This window comes from Microbacterium sp. SORGH_AS_0505 (assembly GCF_030818715.1).
Classification (GTDB): Bacteria; Actinomycetota; Actinomycetes; order Actinomycetales; family Microbacteriaceae; genus Microbacterium.
Genome location: NZ_JAUTAT010000001.1, coordinates 938,743 through 962,869, shown reverse-complemented (window position 1 = coordinate 962,869; position 24,127 = coordinate 938,743). Strand labels below are relative to the sequence as shown.

At 70.1% G+C, this 24,127-nt stretch carries 24 protein-coding genes; 11 read left to right on the top strand and 13 right to left on the bottom strand.

The genetic code is table 11. The annotated features are described in order from the left end of the window. Positions 1-68 precede the first annotated feature (68 nt). Entirely contained in the window at positions 69-866 is a 798-nt protein-coding gene (locus tag QE428_RS04750) for an alpha/beta fold hydrolase (RefSeq protein ID WP_133398987.1), read from the top strand. A 26-nt stretch (positions 867-892) separates the two neighbouring features. On the opposite strand, the gene QE428_RS04745 is transcribed toward QE428_RS04750, so the two are convergent. After that, the gene (locus QE428_RS04745) at positions 893-1,084 is read right to left on the bottom strand and encodes a hypothetical protein (RefSeq protein WP_307463615.1); all 192 of its coding nucleotides are present in this window, start codon (positions 1,082-1,084) and stop codon (positions 893-895) included. A 116-nt stretch (positions 1,085-1,200) separates the two neighbouring features. Between QE428_RS04745 and QE428_RS04740 the strand changes: the two genes are divergently transcribed. Both QE428_RS04740 and QE428_RS04735 read left to right on the top strand, forming a co-directional pair. Further along, positions 1,201-2,193, top strand: a complete 993-nt coding sequence (locus QE428_RS04740) for a DUF2332 domain-containing protein (protein ID WP_307463613.1) — start codon at positions 1,201-1,203, stop codon at positions 2,191-2,193. A 199-nt stretch (positions 2,194-2,392) separates the two neighbouring features. Continuing rightward, positions 2,393-2,845, top strand: coding sequence for a hypothetical protein (locus QE428_RS04735; RefSeq protein WP_307463610.1), 453 nt, complete (start codon positions 2,393-2,395; stop codon positions 2,843-2,845). Here QE428_RS04735 and QE428_RS04730 read toward each other — a convergent pair. Then, positions 2,820-3,974: a sorbosone dehydrogenase family protein gene (locus QE428_RS04730; RefSeq protein WP_307463607.1), complete on the bottom strand. Its 1,155-nt coding sequence runs from the start codon at positions 3,972-3,974 to the stop codon at positions 2,820-2,822. The two genes, QE428_RS04735 and QE428_RS04730, sit on opposite strands and share 26 nt — an antisense overlap. A 95-nt stretch (positions 3,975-4,069) precedes the next feature. On the opposite strand from QE428_RS04730, the gene QE428_RS04725 reads away from it, so the two are divergent. Beyond that, a complete protein-coding gene (locus tag QE428_RS04725; protein ID WP_307463605.1) occupies positions 4,070-4,711 on the top strand; it encodes an acyl-CoA synthetase in 642 nt (213 codons plus the stop codon). Next, the gene (locus QE428_RS04720; RefSeq protein WP_091357752.1) at positions 4,708-5,061 is read left to right on the top strand and encodes a hypothetical protein; all 354 of its coding nucleotides are present in this window, start codon (positions 4,708-4,710) and stop codon (positions 5,059-5,061) included. The genes QE428_RS04725 and QE428_RS04720 overlap by 4 nt, the downstream gene beginning before the upstream one ends. 46 nt (positions 5,062-5,107) lie before the next feature. Here QE428_RS04720 and purB read toward each other — a convergent pair whose 3' ends face one another. Then, complete coding sequence (gene purB, locus QE428_RS04715; protein ID WP_307463603.1) at positions 5,108-6,490, bottom strand: adenylosuccinate lyase; 1,383 nt, start codon at positions 6,488-6,490, stop codon at positions 5,108-5,110. Between the two features lie 26 nt (positions 6,491-6,516). After that, on the bottom strand, positions 6,517-6,990 hold the full coding sequence (locus QE428_RS04710; protein ID WP_091357744.1) for a low molecular weight protein-tyrosine-phosphatase: 474 nt from the start codon (positions 6,988-6,990) through the stop codon (positions 6,517-6,519). A 140-nt stretch (positions 6,991-7,130) separates the two neighbouring features. Between QE428_RS04710 and QE428_RS04705 the strand changes: the two genes are divergently transcribed. Both QE428_RS04705 and QE428_RS04700 read left to right on the top strand, forming a co-directional pair. Continuing rightward, positions 7,131-7,424 (top strand): hypothetical protein, encoded by a 294-nt coding sequence (locus QE428_RS04705; protein WP_091357741.1) that lies wholly within the window; start codon positions 7,131-7,133, stop codon positions 7,422-7,424. Next, a complete protein-coding gene (locus tag QE428_RS04700; RefSeq protein WP_307463599.1) occupies positions 7,425-8,717 on the top strand; it encodes a hypothetical protein in 1,293 nt (430 codons plus the stop codon). On the opposite strand, the gene QE428_RS04695 is transcribed toward QE428_RS04700, so the two are convergent. Next, positions 8,689-9,081 (bottom strand): phage holin family protein, encoded by a 393-nt coding sequence (locus tag QE428_RS04695; RefSeq protein ID WP_133398995.1) that lies wholly within the window; start codon positions 9,079-9,081, stop codon positions 8,689-8,691. The genes QE428_RS04700 and QE428_RS04695 overlap by 29 nt on opposite strands. Before the next feature lie 48 nt (positions 9,082-9,129). Between QE428_RS04695 and QE428_RS04690 the strand changes: the two genes are divergently transcribed. Further along, positions 9,130-10,194 carry a histidinol-phosphate transaminase gene (locus tag QE428_RS04690; RefSeq protein WP_307463596.1) on the top strand — a complete coding sequence of 355 codons (1,065 nt, stop codon included), beginning with the start codon at positions 9,130-9,132 and terminating at the stop codon, positions 10,192-10,194. A gap of 114 nt (positions 10,195-10,308) precedes the next feature. On the opposite strand, the gene QE428_RS04685 is transcribed toward QE428_RS04690, so the two are convergent. The 8 genes from QE428_RS04685 to QE428_RS04650 form a co-directional block, all read right to left on the bottom strand. Further along, positions 10,309-11,769 (bottom strand): sugar porter family MFS transporter, encoded by a 1,461-nt coding sequence (locus QE428_RS04685; protein WP_133398997.1) that lies wholly within the window; start codon positions 11,767-11,769, stop codon positions 10,309-10,311. A 77-nt stretch (positions 11,770-11,846) separates the two neighbouring features. Beyond that, positions 11,847-13,115 carry a glucoamylase family protein gene (locus QE428_RS04680; RefSeq protein ID WP_307463592.1) on the bottom strand — a complete coding sequence of 423 codons (1,269 nt, stop codon included), beginning with the start codon at positions 13,113-13,115 and terminating at the stop codon, positions 11,847-11,849. Further along, positions 13,112-14,803, bottom strand: a complete 1,692-nt coding sequence (locus tag QE428_RS04675; RefSeq protein WP_307463589.1) for an ABC transporter ATP-binding protein — start codon at positions 14,801-14,803, stop codon at positions 13,112-13,114. The genes QE428_RS04680 and QE428_RS04675 overlap by 4 nt, the downstream gene beginning before the upstream one ends. Then, positions 14,803-15,807 (bottom strand): ABC transporter permease, encoded by a 1,005-nt coding sequence (locus QE428_RS04670; protein WP_307463586.1) that lies wholly within the window; start codon positions 15,805-15,807, stop codon positions 14,803-14,805. The genes QE428_RS04675 and QE428_RS04670 overlap by 1 nt, the downstream gene beginning before the upstream one ends. A gap of 16 nt (positions 15,808-15,823) precedes the next feature. Next, positions 15,824-16,807, bottom strand: a complete 984-nt coding sequence (locus tag QE428_RS04665) for an ABC transporter permease (RefSeq protein WP_091357714.1) — start codon at positions 16,805-16,807, stop codon at positions 15,824-15,826. A gap of 3 nt (positions 16,808-16,810) precedes the next feature. After that, the gene (locus QE428_RS04660; protein WP_307463582.1) at positions 16,811-18,517 is read right to left on the bottom strand and encodes an ABC transporter substrate-binding protein; all 1,707 of its coding nucleotides are present in this window, start codon (positions 18,515-18,517) and stop codon (positions 16,811-16,813) included. Positions 18,518-18,562: 45 nt separating this feature from the next. Beyond that, positions 18,563-19,597: a LacI family DNA-binding transcriptional regulator gene (locus tag QE428_RS04655; protein ID WP_307463579.1), complete on the bottom strand. Its 1,035-nt coding sequence runs from the start codon at positions 19,595-19,597 to the stop codon at positions 18,563-18,565. 93 nt (positions 19,598-19,690) lie between these two features. Beyond that, entirely contained in the window at positions 19,691-20,122 is a 432-nt protein-coding gene (locus tag QE428_RS04650; protein ID WP_307463577.1) for a GIY-YIG nuclease family protein, read from the bottom strand. 450 nt (positions 20,123-20,572) lie between these two features. On the opposite strand from QE428_RS04650, the gene QE428_RS04645 reads away from it, so the two are divergent. The 3 genes from QE428_RS04645 (at position 20,573) to QE428_RS04635 (ending at position 24,081) form a co-directional block, all read left to right on the top strand. After that, positions 20,573-21,151: an NAD(P)H-dependent oxidoreductase gene (locus QE428_RS04645; protein ID WP_307463574.1), complete on the top strand. Its 579-nt coding sequence runs from the start codon at positions 20,573-20,575 to the stop codon at positions 21,149-21,151. A 132-nt stretch (positions 21,152-21,283) separates the two neighbouring features. Then, a complete protein-coding gene (locus tag QE428_RS04640) occupies positions 21,284-22,897 on the top strand; it encodes an alpha-amylase family glycosyl hydrolase (RefSeq protein ID WP_307463572.1) in 1,614 nt (537 codons plus the stop codon). Next, a complete protein-coding gene (locus QE428_RS04635) occupies positions 22,894-24,081 on the top strand; it encodes a glycoside hydrolase family 1 protein (protein ID WP_307463569.1) in 1,188 nt (395 codons plus the stop codon). The genes QE428_RS04640 and QE428_RS04635 overlap by 4 nt, the downstream gene beginning before the upstream one ends. The last annotated feature ends 46 nt before the right edge of the window (positions 24,082-24,127 follow it).

Below are 24,127 nucleotides of genomic sequence, written 5' to 3'. Positions count from 1 at the left end.
CCTGCACCACCCGCGGGCCGTGACGCAAGCGATTCCGGCGAGCCGGCCGGCGGGTGCATGATCGGGGGATGACCACCGTCTTCCCCGCGCTCACCGAGATCCCCGACCCGCAGTTCGTCATGGTCGGCGACGGGTATCGCGTCGCGACGTACGAGTGGGGACCGACGGATGCCCCGACGGTCCTGCTCGTGCACGGGTTCGCCTCGAGCGCCCGCGACAACTGGGTGAACACGGGCTGGGTGCGCGACCTGCTGCGCGCGGGCTACCGCGTGCTCGCCGTCGACCAGCGCGGACACGGCGCCAGCGACAAGCCGCACGAGTCGCGGGCCTATGCGCTCCGCACGATGGTCACCGACGTCGAGGCCGTCCTCGACACCTACCTCGTCGACGAGGCGCTCTACGTCGGGTACTCGCTCGGCGCCCGCGTGGGGTGGGAGGTCGCGCGCGACCTGGAGCCCCGCATCCCGCGCGTCGTCCTCGGCGGTGTGCCCGACGGCGTGCCGCTCGGCCGCCTCGACCTCGACCAGGTTCAGGCGTACGTCGACGAGGGGACCCCGGTGACGGATGCCGTGACCCTGAACTACATCACCCTCACCGAGCGGGTGCCCGGCAACGACCTGCGCGCGCTGCTCGCGATCGCCCGCGGCATGCGCGCGACCGGCACGGTCGACCCCGATCCGGGCAACGCCCCCGCGCAGCCCGTGCTCTTCGCGACCGGGACCAAGGACGGCATCATCGAAGGTTCCCGCACGCTCGCCGCGGCGACGCCGCAGGGCCGGTTCGTCGAGATCCCGGACCGCCACCACTTCAACGCGCCCGGATCCCGCGCGTTCCGCGAGGCCGCGCTGGCCTTCCTCGCCGAGTAGGCCGCGCCGCGGCACCCGTTGCGCAGTCAGGCGTCGCGGGCCGCGGCATCCTTCCGCGCCTTCGCGCGTGCGATCAGCAGACCGGGCAGCACGGATGCCGCGAGACCGAGAGCGACGACGGCCACGGTGACCGGCCAGTCGAACCGGAAGACGGTGAGCAGGAGGATCGCGCCCACGAGGGCGCCGATGACGAGTCCTGCGATGCGTCCGATCTTCACGTGCTCAGTCTTGCAGGTAGGCCGCGCCGCGGCATCCGTCGACGTCCCGCTCCGGCCGGGAATGGCCGCGGGATACCCGGCCCGATCGGGACCTCGCGCCGCGCTACGCTCGCGGCATGACCGATCTGCCGTCGTGGGGCGTCGCCTCCGATTCGCCGACGGCGGAGCACTACCGCACGTTCGGCGCGCTCGAGGCTCGCGGCTCGTCCGCGGCGTACGAGGACTGGGCGCTCGGGGTCGCGGATGACGCCGAGATGCTCGAGCTGATCGACGAGCTCCCGCGCGCCAAGCGGCAGGCGAACCTCGTCTTCGCCGCGATGCGCGTCGTCGGCGTGCCGATCGCGTCATGGCAGGGCGCGCGCGGAGAGGCGATCGCGCGGTGGCCTCGGATCCGCGAGGTCGCGCTGACCCACGCGACCCAGACGAACGAAGCCGCGCGCTGCGCCGTGCTCCTGCCGCAGCTCGCACGCATCCCGGGCCCGCTCGCCCTGCTCGAGGTCGGAGCGTCCGCGGGACTCTGCCTCTACCCCGACCGGTACACGTACCGCTACACCGCCGACGACGGCACCGTCACGCGCATCGACCCGGTGGTTCCGACCGACGTCGTCATCGACTGCCGCATCGAGAACACCGCGCCGCCGACGCATCTGCCCGACGTGGTCTGGCGCGGCGGCATCGACCTGAACCCGCTCGACCCCGCCGATCCCGAGACGCTCGCCTGGCTCGACGCCCTCGTGTGGCCCGAGCACCATGACCGCCGCGCCCGCCTCGCGGCGGCGGCGCGAGTCGCGGCATCCGATCCCGCTCCGATCCGCGCCGGCGACCTCAACGACCTGATCGCGGATGCCGCGGCGTCCGCCCCCACCGATGCGACGCTCGTGGTCTTCCACACCGCGGTGCTCGCGTACCTGAGTCCCGAGGATCGCGAGCGCTTCCGCCGCACGATGGCGCAGACGGATGCCCTCTGGGTCTCGAACGAGGGGCTCGGCGTCTTCCCGGAGTTCGAGCGAGCGGTGCCGCCCGGGGAGCGGCACCACTTCGTGCTGGCGGTCGACGGCGAACCCGTCGCGCTCACGCACCCGCACGGCCGCACCTATCGCGCGCTCTGAGTCGTTCCGGGGACGCAATCTGCCGCCGAGCGGCATCCCACACGACACGTAGCGTCCCCGGAACCCACCCGGTGCGCGTTTCGGGGACGCGACCCGCCGCCTGTCGACATCGCACCCGACATCACGCGTCCCCGGAACCTGCTCTCGCCCCGCGACCCCGCGAGTGGCAACATCGGCAGGAGACCCGGAAGGAACCACCATGGCAGGCAAGACCAGCGAGGGCGCCGGCTTCAGCGACGCCGAGAAGGCCGCGATGAAGCAGCGGGCGGACGAGCTCAAGGCGATGAAGGGCCTGAAGGGCCTCGCGAAGATCGAGAAGGAGAACCAGGCCTGCCTCGACGCGATCGCAGCGCTCGAGGGCACCGACCGCCTCATCGCCGAGCGCGTGCACGTTATCGTCCTCGAAGAGGCGCCGCACCTGAACCCGAAGACGTTCTACGGCTTCCCGGCCTATGCGAAGGACGGCAAGGTCGTCGTCTTCTGGCAGCCTGCATCCAAGTTCAAGACCCGTTACGGCACGGTCAGCTTCGATGAGACCGCGCAGCTCGACGACGGCCCGATGTGGCCGGTCTCGTTCGCGGTGATCGAGATGACGGATGCCGTCGAGCAGCGCATCCGCGAACAGGTCAGGCGCGCGGCACCGCGAGACTGACGATCCGGTCGTCGCCGTCGCGGGGCGACCCCCGCCCGTCGGTGTTGTTGGTGAGCACGAACAGCGTGCCGTCGGGGCCGACGGTCACATCGCGGAGCCGGCCGTACTCGTCGGCGTAGAGCTCGGTCGACGTTGACGGGTCCGCCACGGGGACCGCCCGCAGCACGCGCCCGCGCAGGTTGGCGACGAGGATCGTGTCGTTCACGATGGCGATGCCGCTGGGGCTCGCGGCATCCGTCGGCCACGTCTGCACCGGATCGACGAACCCGTCACCCTCGCCGCCGGTGCCCTCGACGTACGGCCACCCGTAGTTGCCGCCCGGCTCGATGATGTTGAGCTCGTCGCGGTAGTTCCGGCCGAACTCGCTCGCGAACATCGTGCCGTCCTCGGCCCACGCGAATCCCTGCACGTTGCGGTGCCCGAGGCTGTAGACGGGGGAGGACGGATCGGGATTGTCCGACGGGATGCCGCCGTCCGGGGCGATCCGCAGGATCTTGCCCGCCAGCGAGCCGGGATCCTGAGACGCCGGCTCGTCGCTCGTGTCGCCGTTCGCGATGTAGAGCATCCCGCCGGGGCCGAACGCGATGCGGCCGCCGTTGTGATGGGTGCCCGCCGGCATCCCGTCGATGACCGACGTCCGGCCGCCGAGACCGTACGAGCCCGGCGCCCCGGTCAGCGGGTATCTCTCGACGCGATTACCGCTGCGCGCCGTCGAGTAGACGAAGAGGGAATCACCGTCGGTGGCGAGTCCCAGCAGGCCGCCTTCGGCACTGTGGGCGACGCCCGCGATCGTCCCGACGACCCGTGTCGCCCCGTCGGGGGCGACCTCGAGGATGCGGGCGGTGTCGCGCTCGCTGACGAAGACGGTGTCGCCCACCACGGCCATCGACCATGGCGCATCGAGCCCGCTCGCGACGGTCCGCGGTGTCTCGGGCGCGGGGACCGGTGTCGGGGTGGGGGTCGGCGGCGGCGTGGGGGTCGGCGGCGGCGTGGGGCTCGGCGACGCGGGCGCCGACGGGGAGGGCGACTCGGCCGCAGGGTCCTCGGCCGACGTGCACCCGCTGAGCAGGAGGGCCGCGGCGACGCCGACACCGGCGATGGAGGGGGAGGTGCGTCGTCGCGAGAGCATGCGCCCAGTCAACCGCATCCCGCCCCGCGGAGGACGGAACCAGGTGAACGACCTAAACTGGGGGCATCCCGTTCCCGTCTGTGAGAATCACGCCTGTGTCTGACGCTGCCCCCCGCGCCTTCGAGGTGCGCCACCTCCAGATGGGGCGCGCCCTTTTCGCGGCACTCGCGGCGATCATGATCACCTTCTCGGTCGATCACTCCGCCGAGGTCGGGATGTCGGTGTTCAGCGGCTTCGCCGTCGCCACCGCCCTCATCCTCATCCTCTCCGCCTGGCTCGTCTTCCCGGCGGGTGAACGCTGGCAGGCGGTGCTCCTCGGCATCCTCTCGATCGTCGCAGGCATGATCGCGACCCTTCCCGTGGTGCGGACGGTCGACGGATTCTTCACGACCGTCCTCGTCTGGGCGCTCGCGGCCGGAGCCGCAGAACTGATCATCGGCATCGTCGGACGTCGCCGGGGCGATCCCGCGGCGCGCGAGGCGGTGTTCGTCGGTAGCCTCACCCTCATCCTCGGGGTGGTGCTCGCGTTCATCCCCCGCGACTACATGCTCGAGTACTACATCGAACAGGCGCGTCGCTCGTTCACCCTCACGGGGTCGACGATCGGCGTCGGCGTCTTCGGCGGCTACGCGGCCATCGTCGCCGTGTACCTCGGGATCGCCGCGTTCTCGCCCCGCCCCGACGCGGCGGCTGCCGTCGAGACGGCCGACACGGATGCCGCTGGAGGCCGCGCATGAGCGAGAAGAACCCCACCCGCCGCGACCTGATGCGTCCCGTCCACCTGCTCGGCTTCGCCCTGCTCGCGGCGGTGTTCGCCGGCGTCGTCACCCTCGTGTCGATGGGCGTCCTGCAGGAGCAGCGCGCCGGAGCCGTCGACATGCACCTGCGCGCGTGGGCGATCGCCGGGGTCGTCGCGGGGATCACGTTCATCGCGACCCTCGTGATCATGGCGCTGTCTCTGCTCGCCGTCGACCCGGCGAAGATGGCGAAGCCCGTCACGCGCGGTCTGCTGCTCGACCCCGAGGACGAGCAGTCGAGCGGTGAGGGCGACACCGATCGCCGTCAGGCACCGCCTTCCGGGCACTGATCCGACGGAGCCGAAGCGGGACCGGGAAACCGGCCCCGCAGCCGCGTCAGCGCAGCAGGTCGACGAGCCGGTCGGCGAGCCCCGCGTAGCCAGCGGGCGTCAGCGCGAGCAGGCGCTCCTTGGCGGCATCCCCGATGTCGAGTCCGTTCACGAACTCGGCGAGCTCGGGCGCGCCGACGCGGCGGCCGCGGGTGAGGTCCTTCAGCAGGGCGTACGGGTCGGTGATCTGCGAGCGGCCCGCGACGATCTCAGCGCGGACGACGGTCTGGATCGCCTCGGCGAGCACCTCCCAGTTCGCGTCGAGGTCGGCGAGCAGCACGTCGCGCGACAGCGAGATCTCGGTGAGACCGCGCTGCAGGTTGTCGAGCGCGAGCAACGAGTGTCCGAAGGCGACGCCGATGTTGCGCTGCGTCGTCGAGTCGGTGAGGTCGCGCTGCTGACGCGACGTCACGAGCGTCGCGCCGAGCGTCGTGAACAGGCCGCCGGCGATCTCGAGGTTCGCCTCGGCGTTCTCGAACCGGATCGGGTTGATCTTGTGCGGCATCGTCGACGAGCCGGTCGCCCCGGCGACGGGGATCTGCGCGAAGAAGCCCATCGAGATGTAGGTCCACACGTCGGTGGTGAGGTTGTGCAGGATGCCGCCCGCGTGCCGCACGCGGTCGTACAGCTCGACCTGCCAGTCGTGCGACTCGATCTGCGTCGTCAGCTCGTTGAAGCCGACCCCGAGACCCTCGATGAAGCCGCGCGAGAGCGCGGGCCAGTCGACGTCGGGCTCCGCGGCGAGGTGCGCCGACCACGTCCCGGTCGCGCCCGAGAACTTCGCGAGGTACTCGCCCTGGGAGATCTGTGCGGCCACCCGCTGCAGGCGCCATGCGAAGACGGCGAGCTCCTTGCCCATCGTCGAGGGCGTCGCGGGCTGACCGTGCGTGCGCGAGAGCATGACGGCATCCCGGTGCTCTTCGGCCAACTGCGTCAGCGAGGCGATGACGGCCTGCAACTTCGGCAGCCACACGCGCTCGACGGCGCGCTGGACCGTGAGGGCGTACGAGGCGGAGTTGATGTCCTCGCTCGTGCAGGCGAAGTGCGTGAGCTCGGCGATCGCGTCGAGCCCGAGCGACGAGAGCCGGTCGCGCACGAGGTACTCGATCGCCTTGACGTCGTGACGGGTGACGGCTTCCTTCTCGGCGAGCCAGCCGATCTCCTCGGCGCCGAAGTCGCGGTACAGGGCGCGGAGGGACTCCTTCTGCGCATCCGTCAGGGCCGACGAGCCGAACAGGCCGCGGTCGGTGAGCGTGATGATCCACTCGACCTCGACCTCGACGCGGGCCCGGTTCAGTCCCGCCTCCGAGAGGTACTCGGCGAGTGGCGCGACGGCGGCGGCGTAGCGGCCGTCGAGCGGGCTCAGGGACATCGAAGGCAGGGAGGACACGCGACTCCGTTCGGTGGGGGGTGCGCTCACCGGCGAAGCGCGGGTTCGAGCTGCCGGAACAGCGCCCGGCTGGCGCTCTCGATCATACCGAGCACCTCGTCGAACATCGCAGGGCCCCCGTAGTAGGGGTCCGGGACGTCGAGCGCTCCGTCGCCGCGCGCGTCGAAACTCAGCAGGAGGGCGAGCTTGTCGACGTCGGCAGGACTGCGTGCCCACTCCGAGAGGATCCGCTCATGCGAACGGTCGAGCGCGATGACGAGGTCGTTGCGGTCGAAGTCCTCGCGCGAGAACTGCTTCGCGCGGTGGCGGGTGCCGTCGTAGCCGCGACGGTCGAGGGCGTCGAGAGTGCGGCTGTCCGCTCTCTCCCCGACGTGCCACTCGCCCGTACCGGCGCTCGTCGACACGACGAGGTCGCCGAGGCCCGCCTGGTCCGCGAACCACCGGAAGACGACCTCCGCCATCGGGGAGCGGCAGATGTTCCCGGTGCACACGAAAACCACGCGGAAAGCATCATCGGGCGCGGGCACCTCTCCATTGTGCTGATCGAGAGGCCTTCTGCACAGACCGGGCGGTGGCCGCGGCATCCACGTCCTTTGCCGAAACCGAAGTGACGACGGATGCCGCGGGTCACCCTCGACGCATGTCAGATGTCGTCGCGCCGTCCCCGTATCTCTGGGGCGCTCCACTCGAGGAGCGCCTCGCCGCCCTGGATCAAGCGCTCGCACTGCTGCAGATAGCCGAGGCTCAGGCACTCCAGCTCCTCGACCAGGTCCGCCGTCTGGCGCCTGTCGTCGATTGGAGCGCGACCGCCGCGGACGCCTTCCGGGCGGCGGTCTCGGCCTGGGAGGACGAGATCGCACGCCTGACGGCGTCGATCCCGTCGGTGATCGACCAGACGCGGAGCGACCGCCAGTGGATGCAGGCGGTGGGGTGAGTGAGCGGCATCGAGATCCGGAGCGGACGCGTCGTCGCTGTGGACACGGCCACGCTGCGCGACGCTGCCGCCCGCGCCGATCTGGCGGTCGCCGACGCGGAGAGTCTGCGCGCGGCCCTGGCGAAGGTCGATCATCTGCTCGGCGTGACGATGATCGGAGGCACCGCGGCGCACCCGGTCACCGCCGCGACGACCGTCTGCGAGCAGGGCGAGATGCTCGTCACGGCGCTTCGCAACACCGCCACGGCGTACGAGCTCGTCGAGCTGCAGGCTCGGCAGGCCGCCGCGGCAGCAGGTGACCCGGGCGATCGACGCGAGGCGGTGCTCCTGGCCCGCAGGATCGAGCAGCTCGAGGCTTCGTCTCCGGCGGCCGCCGCCCTCGCGGACCAGGCGGTCGCCGACGCTCCGAACCCCTTCGCGACGGTCGCGGGTGAGCTGTTCTGGCCGAGCATCTTCCTCGGCACGCTCGGCGCTGCCGCGGTGGGTCTGTACAGCGTGGGGACGCTTGCGATCCGAGCCGCGGGAAAGGGGGCAATCCCCGACGGCAGCACGCTCGTGGGGGCCCCGAGGACCCCGACGGTCCGGCTGATGAACGTGAGAGAGGGCACGGCGCCCGACTCGATGTCGGGTCTCGCGCGGCGGCAGCCGTCCACGGAGCGTCCCGGAGACATCCGCGTCGAGCGTTACACGATGCCCGGCGGCAGTCAGCGGTTCGCGCTCTACGTCTCGGGGACGCGGACCAAGGGCGACATCGGGACGTTCGGCATGGCGACGAATGTGCCGCTGTACTTCGGGGTCGCGTCGTCGTCGTACGAGGCCACGCGCATCGCACTCGAAAGGGCCGGGGCGAAGCCGGGGGACTCCGTGATGGTCAGCGGTCACTCGCAGGGGGCGATGATCGCGAGCCGCATCGCGCTCGAAGAGGAGTACGACGTGCCGATGCTGGTCGGCTTCGGGAACCCGGTGCAGGCGGACGTGGGAGCGGACACCCTGCAGATCGACTTCCGCCACAGCGACGACGTCGTCCCCCTTCTGGCCGCCGGAGGACACGACGCCTCGATCGGTGCGACGGGGAGCATGGTCGTCGAACGGAACATCAACCCCTGGCCGTGGCTCGACTCCCACCAGATGGATGCCTACACCGAGACCGCCGAGATGCTCGACGCCTCGTCCGATCCGCGAATGGATGCCGTCCGGCAACGCCTGGCCGAGTTCGGGCAGGCCGAATCGGTCGAGGTCTTCGTCTACGACACCGAGGAGGGCGTCACGCCTTCGTCTGCGGACGCAGGATGATCCCGAAGATGAAGTTGATGATCGAGATGAGCAGGGCCGCGACGACGCCCAGCCAGAACGACTCCACCGACAGCCCCCAGCCCCACCACTCGGTGAACCACCCCGTGAGCCAGAACAGGAACCCGTTGATGACGAGGGAGATGAGACCGAGCGTCAGGATGTAGAGCGGGAAGGCGAGGATCTTCAGGATCGTGCCGATCACGGTGTTGACGATCGCGAACACCGCAGCGACCGCCAACAACGAGAGCACGAGCTGGAGTGTCTCTCCGGGTGCGAACGGCGTGACCTCGACGCGCAGCGGCTCGATGAGCGTGACGACCCAGATGGCGAATGCGTTGATCACGACGCGGATGATGAAGCGCATGCCCGCAGTCTCCCACGCAGGTCGCCGCCCCGCTCGTAGACTCGTCGCGTGACCGACATCCCCATCCGGGTTCGACCTGAGATCGCCGCCCTCCCTTCGTACAAGCAGGGCAAGCAGGCCGGCGCCACCGCCTACAAGCTCTCCAGCAACGAGAACCCGTTCGATCCGCTCCCCGGCGTCGTGGCCGCTGTGCGAAATGCGGTCGCGTTCAACCGATACCCCGACGCGCTCGCCGGTCGACTTCGGGCCCGGCTCGCCGAGCGGTTCGGTGTGACCGACGACCGCATCCACATCGCCGCCGGGTCGGTGTCGATCCTCTATCAGCTCGCTCAGGCCGCGGCATCCGTCGGCGACGAGATCGTCCTGCCCTGGCGCTCCTTCGAGGCGTACCCCGGCATCGTGACGGTCACGGGCGCAACGCCCGTCATGGTCCCGCTGAACGATGCCGCCGCCGTCGACCTGCCCGCGCTCGCCGCGGCCGTCACCGAGCGCACCCGCGCGATCTTCGTCTGCACGCCCAACAACCCCACGGGCGCCGTCGTGACCCAGGCCGACTTCGACGCGTTCGTCGCGGCCGTCCCCTCCGACGTGCTGATCGTCCTCGACGAGGCGTACGTCGAGTTCGTGACGGATGCCGCCGCGGTCAAGGGCGAGCAGGTCATCGCTGCCGGGCACGACAACGTCGTGATCCTCCGCACCTTCTCGAAGGCCTACGGGCTCGCGGGCCTGCGCATCGGCTACGCCGTCGGGCACCCCCGCATCCTCGATGCCGCCCGCAGCGCCGGCATCCCCCTGTCCGTCACCGCCCAAGCCGAAGCCGCCGCCCTCGCCAGCCTCGACGCCGAGGACGAGCTGCGCGAGCGCGTCGCCGTCGTCGCCGAGCGGCGCGACCGCCTCATCGTGCGGCTCCGCGAGATCGGCTGGGACGTGCCGACCGCGCAGGGGAACTTCGTCTGGCTGCCCGCGGGGGAGCGCTCGCTCGACGTCGCCGCGGCGTTCGAGGCCGCCGATCTCGTCGTCCGGCCGTTCGCCGGTGATGGCGTCCGTGTGTCGGTGGGCGAGGACGAGTCGATCGACCGCGTGGTCGAGGTCGCGGCATCCGTCCGTCCCTGATCGGATCTCAGACGACAGCGTCCCCGGAGCCCTGAGGAGGGCGTTCCGGGGACGCGTCGTGTCGGTGCGAGGCGGTTCCGGCGACGTCTGGCGTCCCCGGAACCGGGCTGCGACTCAGCGCGAGGACTTCTCCTTGGGCCCCCGCACGAAGAGTGTCTCGGTCTGCTCGAGCTCCATGCCCTTCGTCTCGGGCACGCGCCAGGCGACGTACACGAACGACAGAGCCGCGAACAGGGCGTACATGCCGTACGTGAGCGGCAGGGACCAGCCCGACATCGCGGGGAACGACACCGTGATGAGGAAGTTGGCGACCCACTGCGCGGCGGCGGCGACACCGAGAGCCTTGCCGCGGATGCGGCTGGGGAAGATCTCGCCGAGGAGCACCCAGACGAGCGGACCCCACGAGGCGCCGAAGCCGACGACGAAGAGGTTGGCGGCGACCAGGGCGATCGGACCCCACGCGCCGGGCAGCGACACCTCGCCGTCGACGGTCACCGCGAAGGCGAAGGCCAGCGCCATCGTCGCGAGAGACAGGGTCATCAGCACCGAGCCCGTGAGCAAGATCGGCTTGCGACCGACGCGGTCCACGAGCCAGATCGCGATGAGGGTGACGACGACGTTGGTGACCGAGGTGATGACACTGATGAGCAGCGAGTTGCTCTCGTCGAACCCGACGGCCTTCCAGAGCGTGGTCGAGTAGTAGAAGATCACGTTGATGCCGACGAACTGCTGGAACGTCGACAGGATGATGCCGACCCACACGATGCCCTGGAGGCCCAGAACGGGTCCGCGCAGCGACGCGCCCTTACTCTTGCGGTCGTTCTCGATGGCGGAGCGGATGTCGTTGACGGACTTGTCGAGGTCCGCGGGGGGAACGAGCCGCGAGAAGATCTCACGGGCTTCGTCGTTGCGGCCCTTGGCGAGCAGGTAGCGCGGCGACTCCGGCATCGTGAACGCGAGGATGCCGTACACGGCCGCCGGGATGACACCGACGAGGAACATCCAGCGCCAGGCTTCGAGTCCGAGCCAGAGCTGCTCCGCGGCGCCGCCGGCGCTGTTCGCGAGGACCGCGTCCGAGAGGAGCGCGGCGAAGATGCCGAGCGTGATCGCGAGCTGCTGCAGCGAGGCGAGGCTGCCGCGGATCTGGCGCGGTGCGATCTCGGCGATGTAGGCGGGGGCGACGACCGAAGCGATGCCGATGCCGATGCCGCCGACGACGCGCCACACGATGAGGTCGGGGACGCTGAAGGTCAGCCCGGATCCGATCGACGAGACCAGGAACATGACGGCGCCGAGCATCATCGTCTTGAGGCGGCCCCAGCGGTCCGAGAGCCCGCCGGCGATGATCGCGCCGACCGCGCAGCCGAGGAGTGCGACGGCCACGACGAACCCGGTGAGCACCTTGTCGAGCTCGAAGTTGCCCTCGATCGCGTCGACCGCGCCGTTGATGACCGACGAGTCGAACCCGAAGAGGAAGCCACCCACTGCCGCGGCGATCGACAGCCCGATCGCTCGTCGTCCGTATGGGCTCTTGATCGAGAAGGCGTCTGCGGGAATCGTGCCGGTAGTGCTCATGAGGGACGAGGGTACCCCCGGTCTCGTGCGACCGACTCGCCCTTGCGCCCGCGACGAAAACCGATACTGACGCGGCGTCACACCGCGGTGAACCCGAGCTTCTCGGCGCCGCGGGCGATCCACGGATGCCGCGCGAAGGCATCCCACACGACGGTCGACCCGAGCGCCGCAGCACCGAGCACGGCCGTGGCGCCCTTGTTCAGGCCGTAGCGCGGCCCGGCGTACCAGGGCTGGTCGCCCTCCAGGTTGACGCCGTCGGTCGCGCCCCATTCGTTCCAGGCGCCCGGGTGCTCGTCGCGCAGCACGCGGAGCGCAGGCGCCACCTCTTCGGGGGCGAGGGCGAGCGCACCGAACAGCGACACCGGCGGGATCGTGCCGTCCCAGCGCGGCTCGTGGCCTGCGGGACGCGCGCCGTTGACGACGTAGCCGCCCGGGCCCTCCCCGGCGGCGGGTCCCCAGAGGCCGGAGGCGAACGTCTTCGACCGTGCAGCCTGATCGGCGCACCACGCCTTGTTCGCGAGCGTCGCCTCGCGCGCGTTCGCCCACCAGTCACGGCCGTCGCGGTCCCGCACGCGCTGGAGCGGGTAGAACGCGAGCGGGAAGTGGTAGACGAACAGGGTGCCGGCCCGCTCGTACACGCACTCGTGCCCGCCGTACTCGCCGACGGGCTTGTCGAAGCCGTCCCACAGCGCCTGCGCGCGCTCGGCGGTGACACCGGGGTGGCCCGCGGCGAGCAGGTACATCGGCAGCTGCTCGGCCGTCATGTCCCACTGACTCACGAATCCGTCACCGTCGGCGCCGTCCGCGTAGTCGTCGGTGGCCGATGCGACCCACGCCATGCGCACGAGGGTGCGCCCGGAGTCGTCGACGGTCGTGATCCAGTCCCAGTCGATGCGCTCCAGCATCCGGTCGACTGCGGCCGTCACGTCGGGGTCGTCGAGGAAGGATGCCGCGACCACCGCGCCGCACAGGGCGAGGGTCGTGTCGATCGTCGAGTACTCCGACCGACCTTGGCGCTCGCCGGTGGCGGCGTCGACGAAGTGCGCGAGGAAGCCGTTCTTCTCCGGCACCGTCTGCTCGAGGGTCCGGACGGTGCCGCGCACCCGGTCGAGCACCTCGCCGCGGTCGAGGATGCCGCGGTCCACCCCCACGCACCAGGCGGCGAGGGCGAAGCCGGTCGCGGCTACCGTGGCGACATCGGGCAGGTCGTCTTTGTCGAGGACGAGCCCGGTGCCGGCCCCCGACGGCGTGGAGAAGCGCCAGAGCCACCGGATGGAGGCATCCACCTCCTCCTCGGTGAGGTCGCGGATGTCGGCCGGGAGGGTGTCGACGGCGGGGAAGGTCATGCGGCGGACCTCTTCTCGAACGGGTTGGGGATGGCGTCCAGCAGCTGCCGTGTGTAGGCGGCCTGCGGGTTGTCGATGACCCGCTCGGCGGGCCCGGACTCGATGAGCTCGCCGTCCTTGAGGACGAGCGCGTGATTCGCGAGGCTCTTCGCCGAGAGCAGGTCGTGGGTGATGTACAGCATCCCGACGCCGTGATCGGCGACGAGCGACTGCAGCACCTCGAGGATCTCGGCGCGGATCGACACGTCGAGACTCGCGATGGGCTCGTCGGCGATGATCAGCCTCGGCTCGGCCGCGAGGGCGCGGGCGATGACGACGCGCTGGCGCTGGCCGCCCGAGAGCTCGTGCGGCAGGCGGCCGATGAAGCGCCCGGCGGGGGTGAGGCCGACCGTCTCGAGCAGGCTCGCCGAGCGCTCGATCGCCTCGCGGCGCCCGACGTGCAGGAAGTTCACGAGAGGCCGGGCGAGCGAGTAGCCGACGGTCAGCGTCGGGTTGAGTGCGGCGTAGGGGTCCTGGAACACGTACTGCACGTTCCGCCGATACTCCCGCGCGATCTTGCCGCGCAGCTTCGCGATGTCGTGCATCGATCCGTCGGCCTTCGCGGCGTACCGGACCGAGCCCGACGAGGGCACGTCGATGCGGGTGAGGATGCGGGCGATCGTCGACTTGCCCGAACCGGACTGGCCGACCAGCGCCGTCACCTCTCCCTCGCGGAGCGTGAATGACACGTCCTTCACGGCGTCGACGTGCTCGGTCTTCATCCCCTGCCGCTTCGCGAACCGTCGGCCCAGATCGTCGATCTCGAGCACCGTCCGCCCCTGGACCGGCGCTTCCTGCGACACATCGGCGGGCTCGTCCAGTTCGGCGCCGGTGTAGCCGGCGACGTCCTCGCCGAGCAGTTCCGCATAGGACCCGACGAGGTGGATGGAGTACGGATGCCGCGGGCCGGGGCTCACGGCATCCGTCGCCGCGATGTCCTCGACGATCTCGCCCTCGTACATGACCGCGACGCGGTCCGAGAAGTCGAGCAGCGTGCCCATGTCGTGCGTGATGAGCACGGCGCCGAAGCGCTCCCGTTCCTGCAGCTCGCGGATCTTGTCGAGGATCGACTTCTGCACGACGACGTCGAGGCCGGTGGTCGGCTCGTCGAACAGCACGAGCTGCGGCTGCAGCGCGAGGGCGAGGGCGAGGTTGACGCGCTGCCGCATGCCGCCAGAGAGCTCGTGCGGGTACATCGCGAGGAAGCGCGTGTCGACACTGACGAGGTCGAACAGCTCCTCGCAGCGCTCGCGGATCTGCTGATCGGTGAGGTCGGTGTGCTCGTGCATGACGTCCTCGAACATGCGCCGCACCCGGACGACCGGGTTGAGCGAGTTCATGCTCGACTGGAACACCGTCGACACGTACGACCAGCGGTACGGTCGCAGGTCGTCGCCCGACAGGTCGGTGACGTCCCGATCACCCCAGCGGATCGTCCCGCTCGTGATTCGTCCGGGGCTGCGCAACAGCTTGAGCACCGCCTGCGCGAAGGTGGTCTTGCCCGAGCCGGACTCGCCTGCGAGCCCCACGAACTCGCCCGGCGCGACCTGGAGCGACGCGTTCTTGACGGCGTCGACGACCGCGCCGACCTTGGGTCGGTACTGCACCGACAGGTTTTCGACCGAGAGCACGGATGCCGCAGTGTCCATCAGTTCTCCTCCTCTTCACGCAGGTGGGGGTTGCTCAGCATGTCGACGCCGAAGTTCACGAACGTCAGCGACGTCATGAGGAGCGCGAGCATGACGCCGGGGGCCACGAGCCAGACCCACAGGCCCTGCACGAGGGCGCCGTTGGCGTTGGCCTGGGCGAGCATCTGGCCCCAGCTGACGGTGTTCGGATCGCCGAAGCCCATGAACGACAGCCCGGCTTCGGCCGCGATGGCGGCGGTCGCCGCTCCGATGAACCCCGAGACGATCAGGGACGACATGTTCGGCATGATCTCCCGGAACACGATGCGCAGCATCCCGTCACCGCCGAACCGGGCTGCCGTGACGTAGTCGCGGTTGCGCATCGAGATGATGAGCGCGCGCATCTCTCGGGATGCCCCGGCCCAGCTCGTGATCGCGACGACGAACACCAGCAGGGCGAGGCCCCGGGTCTCGCTGTACGCGACGATGACCATCATCAGCGGCAGGACCGGGATGACCAGGGCCAGGTTCGTCGCGAACGACAGCACGTCGTCGAGCGCGCTCCCCTCGCGATACCCCGCCAGCAGACCGACGACGATCGCGATGACGATGGTCGCGAGTCCGCCGAGGACACCGATGGCGAACGAGAGCCTCGTGCCGTGGACGAGCTGCGTGCCGATGTCGTAGCCGAGGGTGTTCGTGCCCAGCCAGTGGGCCGCGCTCGGATCCTGCGACGGGGCGAACGACGCATCGGTGGGGCTGTACGGCGTCAGGATGTCGGCGAGGATCGCGACGAGCGCGAAGACGGCGAGCATCACGATGCCGACTCGCGCCTTCCGGCTCGACCAGATCACCTGGTACCAGCGCGGCGGCCGGACGACGGCGACGACCTCCTTGGTCGACGCATCCGCGTCGGTGACGCGTCGCCGGAAGGTCCGCACGGGTTCGGTGCGGTCGGGCAGCACGCCGCCCGCCGGCTGCGGTATCGATGCCGGCTGCGGGAGGGGGGTCTCTTCAGGAGCCATGTTCGTCACCCGACTTTCAGACCGACGCCTTGCGGGCGCGGGGGTCGATGAGCGGATAGATGAGGTCGACGATGAAGTTCGCCGTGAGGACGATCACGATCGTCGCGAGGAGGATCGCCTGCATGAGCGGGAAGTCGCGGTTGCTCGTCGCCTCGCCCATGAGCCGCCCCATGCCGGGGTAGTCGAAGACGGTCTCGATGAGGATCGACCCGCCCATGAGCACGCCGAGCGAGAGCGCGAACCCGGTGATCACCGGCAGCAGAGCGTTCCGGGCGGCGTAGCCGAGCGCGAGCGTCCGCTCCTTGAGACCGGCCGCCGACGCGAGGCGGATGTAGTCCTCGCCGAGCACCTGCACCATCGTGTTGCGCATCGACAGGATGAAGCCGATCGGGGCGGTGATCATGAGCGTCAGCGCGGGGAGGAAGCCGTGGGCGATGACGTCGGCGATGTGCTCGGGGGTGCCCGGGTCCGTGTAGCCGTACCCACCGGTCGCAGGGAACCAGCCCAGCGTGTAGGCGAACAGGAACACGACGATGAGGGCGATCCATACGGACTGCAGGTTGCCGACGAACGTCGATCCGACCGAGATGGTCGCGTCGAAGCGGCTGTTGCGCCGCCAGGCGGCGATCGCGCCGAAGAGCGTTCCGATCACGAACGCCAGGATCTGTGTGAGACCCACCAGCACGAGCGTCCAGGGGAGCGCTTTGCCGAGCACTTCGATGACCGGCGCGGGGAAGTAGGTGAACGAGATGCCGAGGTCCCCGGCCGCCAGCTGCTGGAGGTACTGCCAGTAGGCGATGAACACGTTGTCGTCGCCGTAGCCGAGCATGGTCCGGATGGCGGCGACCTGAGCGGGGTCGACTTCGCCGCGACCGGTGAGCTGGGTCACCATGATCTCCGCCGGGTCGCCGGGCTGCAGCCGCGGGATGATGAAGTTCAGCGTGATCGCCGCCCACAGCGTGAGCAGGAAGTAGCCCGTCTTGCGTGCGTAGTACACCACGGCTCAGTCCTCCCCGGTGCCGGCGGATGCGTCCGCACCATCGGTGGGGCGGAGCTCCGACGCGAGGCGGATCAGCTGGTCGACCGGGTACGGATCCTCCTCGCTCGGCCATCCGACAGCGTTCTCGGTCCGGTAGATCAGTCGACTCGGTGCGTACTGCAGCGCGATGTAGGGGAACTCCGTCATGAACACGTCGATGACGCGCTCCTCGATCTCCTTCGCGCGGGCGGGGTCCGTGACGTTGGCCCACTCGTCGATGAGCGCATCGATCTCGGGGTTGGAGTAGCGCGCACGGTTGAGGAGCAGCTCCTTGTCATGCGAGATCTGCGATGACTGCAGGCGCGCGCCGAGATCCCGCGACCGCTGGCATCCGCCTCCGACGAAGTCGACGACCATGTCGAAGTCACCGGAACGCTGCATCCCGTCGACCGCGTTCGGGTCGGTGGTGACCATCTTCACCTGGACGCCGACGTCCTTGGCGTTGCGGACCACGACATCGGCCATCGCGATGATGTCCATCCAGCCGGCCTGGACGCTGAAGATGAACGACAGCGGCTTGCCCTCGTCGTCGACCCGCCACCCGTCGGCGTTCTTCTCGTAGCCGGCGGCGTCGAGGAGTTCATTGGCCGTGTCGGGGTCGTAGGGGATCGTCTCCTTGCCGCGCCACTTCTCGGGGATGTCCTGCTCCTGGTAGGGGAGGAGGAGCATCGACTGGCTGGCGGGCTCCATGATCCCGTACGTCGCGCGCTCCGTGATCGCCTCGCGATCGATCGCGTAGGCGAACCCCTCACGGAACTTCGGGTCGTTCAGCACGGGCCGCTCGTTGTTGATCGCGAGCACGGTGGTCGCGTCCGGCGGGTAGAAGAAATGCGCGTTCTCGGGGTCGGGGGCGACCACCGAACGGTTCGGGTTGGGGATGTCGCCGCGGTAGAGGTCGAGCGCGCCGCCGCGGAGCTTCAGCGCACCGGAGTTGGCGTCGTACTGCCCCTCCATGGAGATCCGCTGGATCTTCACCTCGTCGGCGTTCCAATAGTCCGGGTTGCGCTCGAGGATGAGGCGTCGACCGTTGTAGTCCTTCGGGACGAAGGGGCCGGTCGCGACGCCGGCGGTGTCGACGAAGAGCGTCGGGTCGCCCTGCTCGGCGTAGATGTGCTCGGGCAGGATCTTCATCGTCGAGAGGATGCCGTCGGTCTTGGGTACGGCCGCTCCGGTGAACTGGATCTCGACCGTGTGGTCATCGAGTGCCCGCACGTTCTCGGCGGGAGCGCCGAAGTACTCGCCCCAGATGCCCGCCCGGTCCGCCGCGGGGAACTCCTTGCCGACCATGAACGTGTAGACGACGTCGTCGGCGGTGAACGGCTCGCCATCGCTCCACTGCACGCCGTCGCGGAGCGTCAGGACCATGCGGTCCGGTGTCGGCCACTCGTACGAGGTGGCGAGCCACGGGATCGCCTCGCAGGTGAACCGGTCGCGGATCATCAGCGGCTCGAACAGCCACGTCTGCACGGTGGCGTTCGGGGACAGCCAGTTGTAGTTCAAGATGCCCTGCACCGACCCGGCTGCCTCGGACGGCATCCGGATCTCGGCGATCATGCCCTCTTCGGCGGCCGGCGCCGGCGTCAGGCCGATGTTCGCGCAGGCGGACGTCGCCAGCAGCGCGGACACGAGGGCGGCGCTCGCCGCCATCCTCGTTCTCGTGCGCGTTCTCATCGGAACCTCCTCGTTCCTCGGGGTGGGGCGCGCGGCGCCCGGGTCTCAGTCCGTCGTGGTGTCGACACCCGCCGACGCGGCGCAGCCGCAGGACTCGCGGATCACGAGTCGCGTGGGCAGCACCGTCCGCGGCTCGAGGTCGTCGCCGAGGGCGCCGGCAGCGGCGTGCGCGCCCAGGTCGGCGACCGGCTGGTGGACCGTGGTCAGTCGGGGCGAGGCGATCTCGGCGAGGGACTGGTCGTCGAACCCGGTGATCGCCACATCCTGAGGGATGCGGTGGCCGAGTCCGGGCAGTGTCGCCAACAGGCCGATGGCGAGCTCGTCGTTGGCGCAGACGAGCGCATCGGGCAGCCCGCTCTCGTGCACCTGGCGGGCCGCCAGAGCGCCGCTGCGGACGTCGAGGCCGTAACGCAGCGGTGCGCCGGCTTCGTCGAGTCCCGCGTCGCGGAGTGCGTCGCGGAATCCGTCATAGCGGAGGGTCGTGTCGGGGGAGCCGTCCGGTTCGCCGACGAACCACAGCCGGCGGTGTCCATGGGTCTCGATGAGGTGGTGGGTCAGCTCAGCCGCCGCGCTGCGGCCGTCGGTCAGGACCGCGGGCGCCTCGGCGCTCTCGCCGGCGACGACCACGACGCGTCCGGCCGCGGCGAGTCGGCTGATCTCGGCATCCGGGATCGTCCCGCCCGCGACGATGAGTCCGTCCGTGCGCTCGGCGAGTTGACGGACGGATGCCACGGCGTCGGGACGCAGGTGCGTCCCGAGCACGTTGATCGCGACACCGCGCTCGACGGCGACCGATTCCGCGCCCTCGATGAGCGCGGCGAAGTACGGGCCCCCGAGACCCGGCAGGACGATCCCCAGCGTGTTCGTGCGCTGGTACGAGAGCGCACGGCCGAGGGAGGAGGGCGTGTAACCGAGGCGGTCGATCGCCTCGCGCACGCGTTCCTTCGTCTCGCCGGTGACGCGGGGGTCGTCGTGCGTGACGCGCGAGACCGTCGCGACCGAGACGCCCACCTCGCGGGCGATGTCGCGGATCGTCGGTCGCGATCCTGTGCGCGACCGGGGTGCGCGTGCGTCGGTCATGTCCCTCCGTCACCTCCTCGTGAGTCCGGGGTCCGGCGATGTAACCGGATACATCGAGAGACTGTAGCGGTGGTAACCGGTTACATCAACCCCTCACGACGACAGGCGTCGGTACGCGTCGCCGAGCCAGCGGTCGTACGCGGCCCACGGTTCACCGATCCGCTCACGCACCTCGTCGACGTGGGCGAGCAGACGGCCGGTGAGGGTGAACCATTCGCCGCCTTCCCGCAGCTCGCCGAACTCGATGTGCCGCGCGTGCTCGACGCGGCGGTCGCCCGGCTCGAAGGCCAGCAGCTCGTCGTGCATGATCGCGGCGAGTCGGCGCCGAGGCGTCGCAGAGGTCCCGATCTTCACCCGGTCCCGGTACCGCAGGTAGTAGACGACGTCGATGCGAGGGCGCGGGAGGTCGGCGTCCGGAGCATCGCCCAACCGCCACCCGCACCGGGCGCACACCCACGCGTCCTCGAGACGCTCCCCGCATCCGCCGCCGCACACGCGGCACGGCGAGGGGAGCGATGTGGGCACGACGTCATCCTGATCGACGGTTCCGACATCCGTGCCCGTCCGGCGGGAGGGACCCCGGCGCGAGCCGCGGGGGGAAAGCGGGTCGACGACCGGGGCTCCCGGATGCGTCACCGTGGTGCATTGGCGAACGCGATCCCGCGCGGACACCCGGGGCTGGGTTGCCGGTGACGATACGCGAAAGCGGGTCGAGACAGAAGGCATTCGATGATCCGGCTGGAGCGGGGTCTCCCCCAGACCCCAGCCGGATCGTCGCGCTGTAGCGTGGCCCGCACGCGGGAACGCCTGGAGCCCCCAGAAACCAGTCCGAGTGCGGGCTAACCAGCTCCCCAACTGTTGGTCTACAGCGATCCGAATGTACCGCCGCCTCGGTCGCCATTTGTCCCCCTTTCGGGGGACAAGCCCGATGTGCTAAAAACTTCTTTCCGCTCATCGCTGGGGAAGGATGGAGGGGTGTCCACGCTGATCGTCGTCGCCCACCCCGACCCCACCTCCCTCACCCGCGATGTCGCGGCACGACTCGCCGCTGCCCTCCCCACGGGCCAGGTCGAGATCGCCGATCTGGCTGCAGAGGGGTTCGATCCTCGGTTCACCCTCGCCGACCGGCACTCGTTCCTCGTGGGGGGCGACTACCCCGAGGACGTCGCGGCCGAGATCGCGCGTGTGGAGCGCGCTGACCACCTCGTCCTCGTCTTCCCGGTCTTCTGGTGGTCGATGCCGGCCGTCCTGAAGGGGTGGATCGACCGCGTGTTCGTCAACGGCTGGGCGTTCGGCGTCGGCGAGGGCGAGGGGATCAGGCCAGGGCTCGGCCGCCTCTCCGCGCACATGATCCCGATCGCGGGATCGGATGCGGCACTGTACGAGCGGCGTGGGTACGACGCGTCCATCGCGACGCAGATCGGCACGGGGATCTTCGACTACTGCGGCATCCGTCGCGGTCTGACGGAGTTCCTCTACGACGCCGACAGCGGCGCTGCGGTTGCCGACGTCGACGGTGTGGTCGAGCGGATCGCGGCTGCTGTCCGCGGCTGACCGACCCGCGGCATCCGCTCAGCGGAGCGCGTCGACCACCTCGCTGCATGGCTGGATGTAACCGGATACATCAGGTACTCTCCCCGAGGTAACCGGTTACATGACCTGCAACGTCGCAGAGAGGAACGAGCCATGGCGTCATCGACGCTCGCCGACCGACTCGATCGCATCGTGCTCTACCAGGCGTATCCGCAGAGCTTCGCGGATGCCGACGGTGACGGGATCGGCGACCTCGATGGTCTCGCGGGGCGCCTCGATCACCTGTCCTGGCTCGGCGTGGACGCCGTCTGGGTGAATCCCTGCTTCGTGTCGCCCATGCGGGACGCGGGCTACGACGTCGCCGATTGCGACCACGTCGATCCACGCTACGGCGGCGACGCCGCGCTCGACCGACTGGTCGCCGCGGCCGACCGCCAGGGAATCGCCGTCATCCTCGATCTCGTTGCAGGCCACACGTCGGATGAGCACCCCTGGTTCCGTGCCGCCATCGCCGACCCGACCGATCATCGGTACGTCTTCTCCGACCGCGAGGCCGACGGCTTCGAGCCTGTCCCCGGGCCCCGCGGCGGCTTCTACAAACCGAACTTCTTCGCCTTCCAGCCCGCGCTGAACTTCGGCTACGCCAGGACCCACCCGGACGAGCCGTGGCGTCAGTCCGTCGACGCCGAGGGGCCGCGTCGCAACCGCGACGCCCTCGTCGACATCATCCGCCGCTGGTACGACCGCGGCGTGCAGGGGTTCCGCGTCGACATGGCGGCCTCGCTCGTCAAGGACGACCCCGGCCACGTCGAGACCGCGAAGCTGTGGAACGAGGTCCGGGCGCGGCTCGACGAGAGCCACCCGGGCCGCATCCTGCTCTCGGAATGGGGCGATCCCGCACGGGCGATCCCGGCGGGCTTCCACAGCGACTTCTTCCTGCAGTTCGGCGGGGACACCGATGGCCGGCCGCTGAAGTCCCTGTTCAACGACAACGCCGGCACGGTCCACGAGGCATGGGACCAGTCCGAGGTGTGGGCGGGAGCGGACGGCACCGGCGATGCTGCGGACTTCGTCGCCGCGTGGCGCGAGGCCGCCGGCGCGATCGACCGCGACGGCCGGGGCGGCGTCGTCGGGCTCCCGACGGCGAACCACGACTTCACGCGTCTGGTCAGCGGGCCGCGCGATGCCGAACAGGCCCGCGCGGCGCTCCTTCTCGTGCTCACGTGGCCGGCGATGCCCTCGATCTACTACGGCGACGAGATCGGCATGCGATACGTGCCCGGGCTCGCGTCGCACGAGGGATCGTCGCTCGGCCCCCGCTACGAGCGCGCCGGCTCGCGGACGCCGATGCAATGGGGCGACATGGGCGACGGCATCCATCCGTCGCGGTACCTCCCCGAGGACCCCGACCCCGACCGTCCGACGGTCGCGGCGCAGCGGGACGATCCCGGCTCGCTCCTGACGTTCGTCCGCGCCGCGATCGCGCTGCGGCGGGAGGACCCGCGGCTCTCCGCCCGCGCGCCCGTCGAGGTCCGGACGACGGGCTACCCCTTCACATACGTGCGCGGCGGCTCCCTGCTCATCGCCCTGAACCCCTCGCGCACGCCGCGGACGGTCCCGGATGCCGGTGGCCGCCTCGTCCACGGATACGCCGCGCACCTCGATGGCGACACCCTTCACCTCGACGCGTTCGGCTGCGCCGTCGTCGAGCTCGACCACACCACGGCCGCGGCACCCGCGGCATCCGATGAAAGGACCCCCGCATGACGACGCACACCGGACCGACGACCGACGCGCCCGAGGGATTCCTCTGGGGTGCCGCGACGGCCGCGCACCAGATCGAGGGCGGCAACGTCAACACCGCGCACTGGGAGTTCGAGCACGCCGCCGACACGACCGTCGAGGAGCCCTCGGGCGACGCGTGCGACTCGTACCACCGCTACCCCGAGGACATCCGCCTGCTCGCCGAGGCGGGCCTGGGCACCTACCGCTTCTCGATCGAGTGGGCGCGGATCGAACCCGAGAAGGGAGTGATCTCGCGGGCGCAGCTGGACCACTACCGCCGCATGATCGACACGTGTCGGGATGCCGGCATCACCCCGTTCGTGACGCTGCACCACTTCACGGTGCCGCGCTGGCAGGGCCGCGACGGTGGCTGGTATGCCGACGACGTCGTCGACCGGTTCCGCCGCTACACCGAGACGGCGACGCGCATCCTCGACGACGTCGAGCACGTGGTGACGATCAACGAGCCCAACATGATGGTCAACCAGACCGAGGCGAAGATCGACACCGAGCAGGGCGTCAACTTCCCGGGGCCCTCGCCGCACGTCGCCCAGGTGATCGCCGAGGCCCACCACGCGTCGCGGGAGGTGCTGTCGGGCCTTGGCCACGTGAAGAGCGGGTGGTCCGTCGCGAACCAGGTGTACCAGGCGGTGCCCGGGTACGAGACGGAGCGCGACGAGTGGGGCTACTGGCGCGAGGACTACTACCTCGAGCAGGCGCGCGACGACGACTTCATCGGCGTGCAGTCCTACCTGCGGACGATCATCGGTCCCGACGGCCCGGTGCCCTTCCCCGATGACGTCGAGCGCACGCTCACGGGCTGGGAGTACTACCCCGAGGCGCTCGGGCACGCGCTGCGCCACACCCACGAGGTGACCGGCGGCATCCCCATGATCGTCACCGAGAACGGGATGGCGACGGCCGACGACAGTCGGCGCATCGACTACACGACCGGCGCCCTCCAGGGCGTGTCGGCGGCGCTCCGCGACGGCCTCGACGTGCGCGGCTACCTGCACTGGTCACTGCTCGACAACTACGAGTGGGGTTCGTACCGCCCGACGTTCGGGCTCATCCACGTCGACCACGAGACCTTCGTGCGGACGCCCAAGCCGAGCCTCGCCTGGCTCGGCGACCTCGCGCGGCGCGGGGTGATCCCCGCGACCTGACGCGCCGGAGGGATGCCGCGGCATCCCTCCTCGGGAATCGTCATCT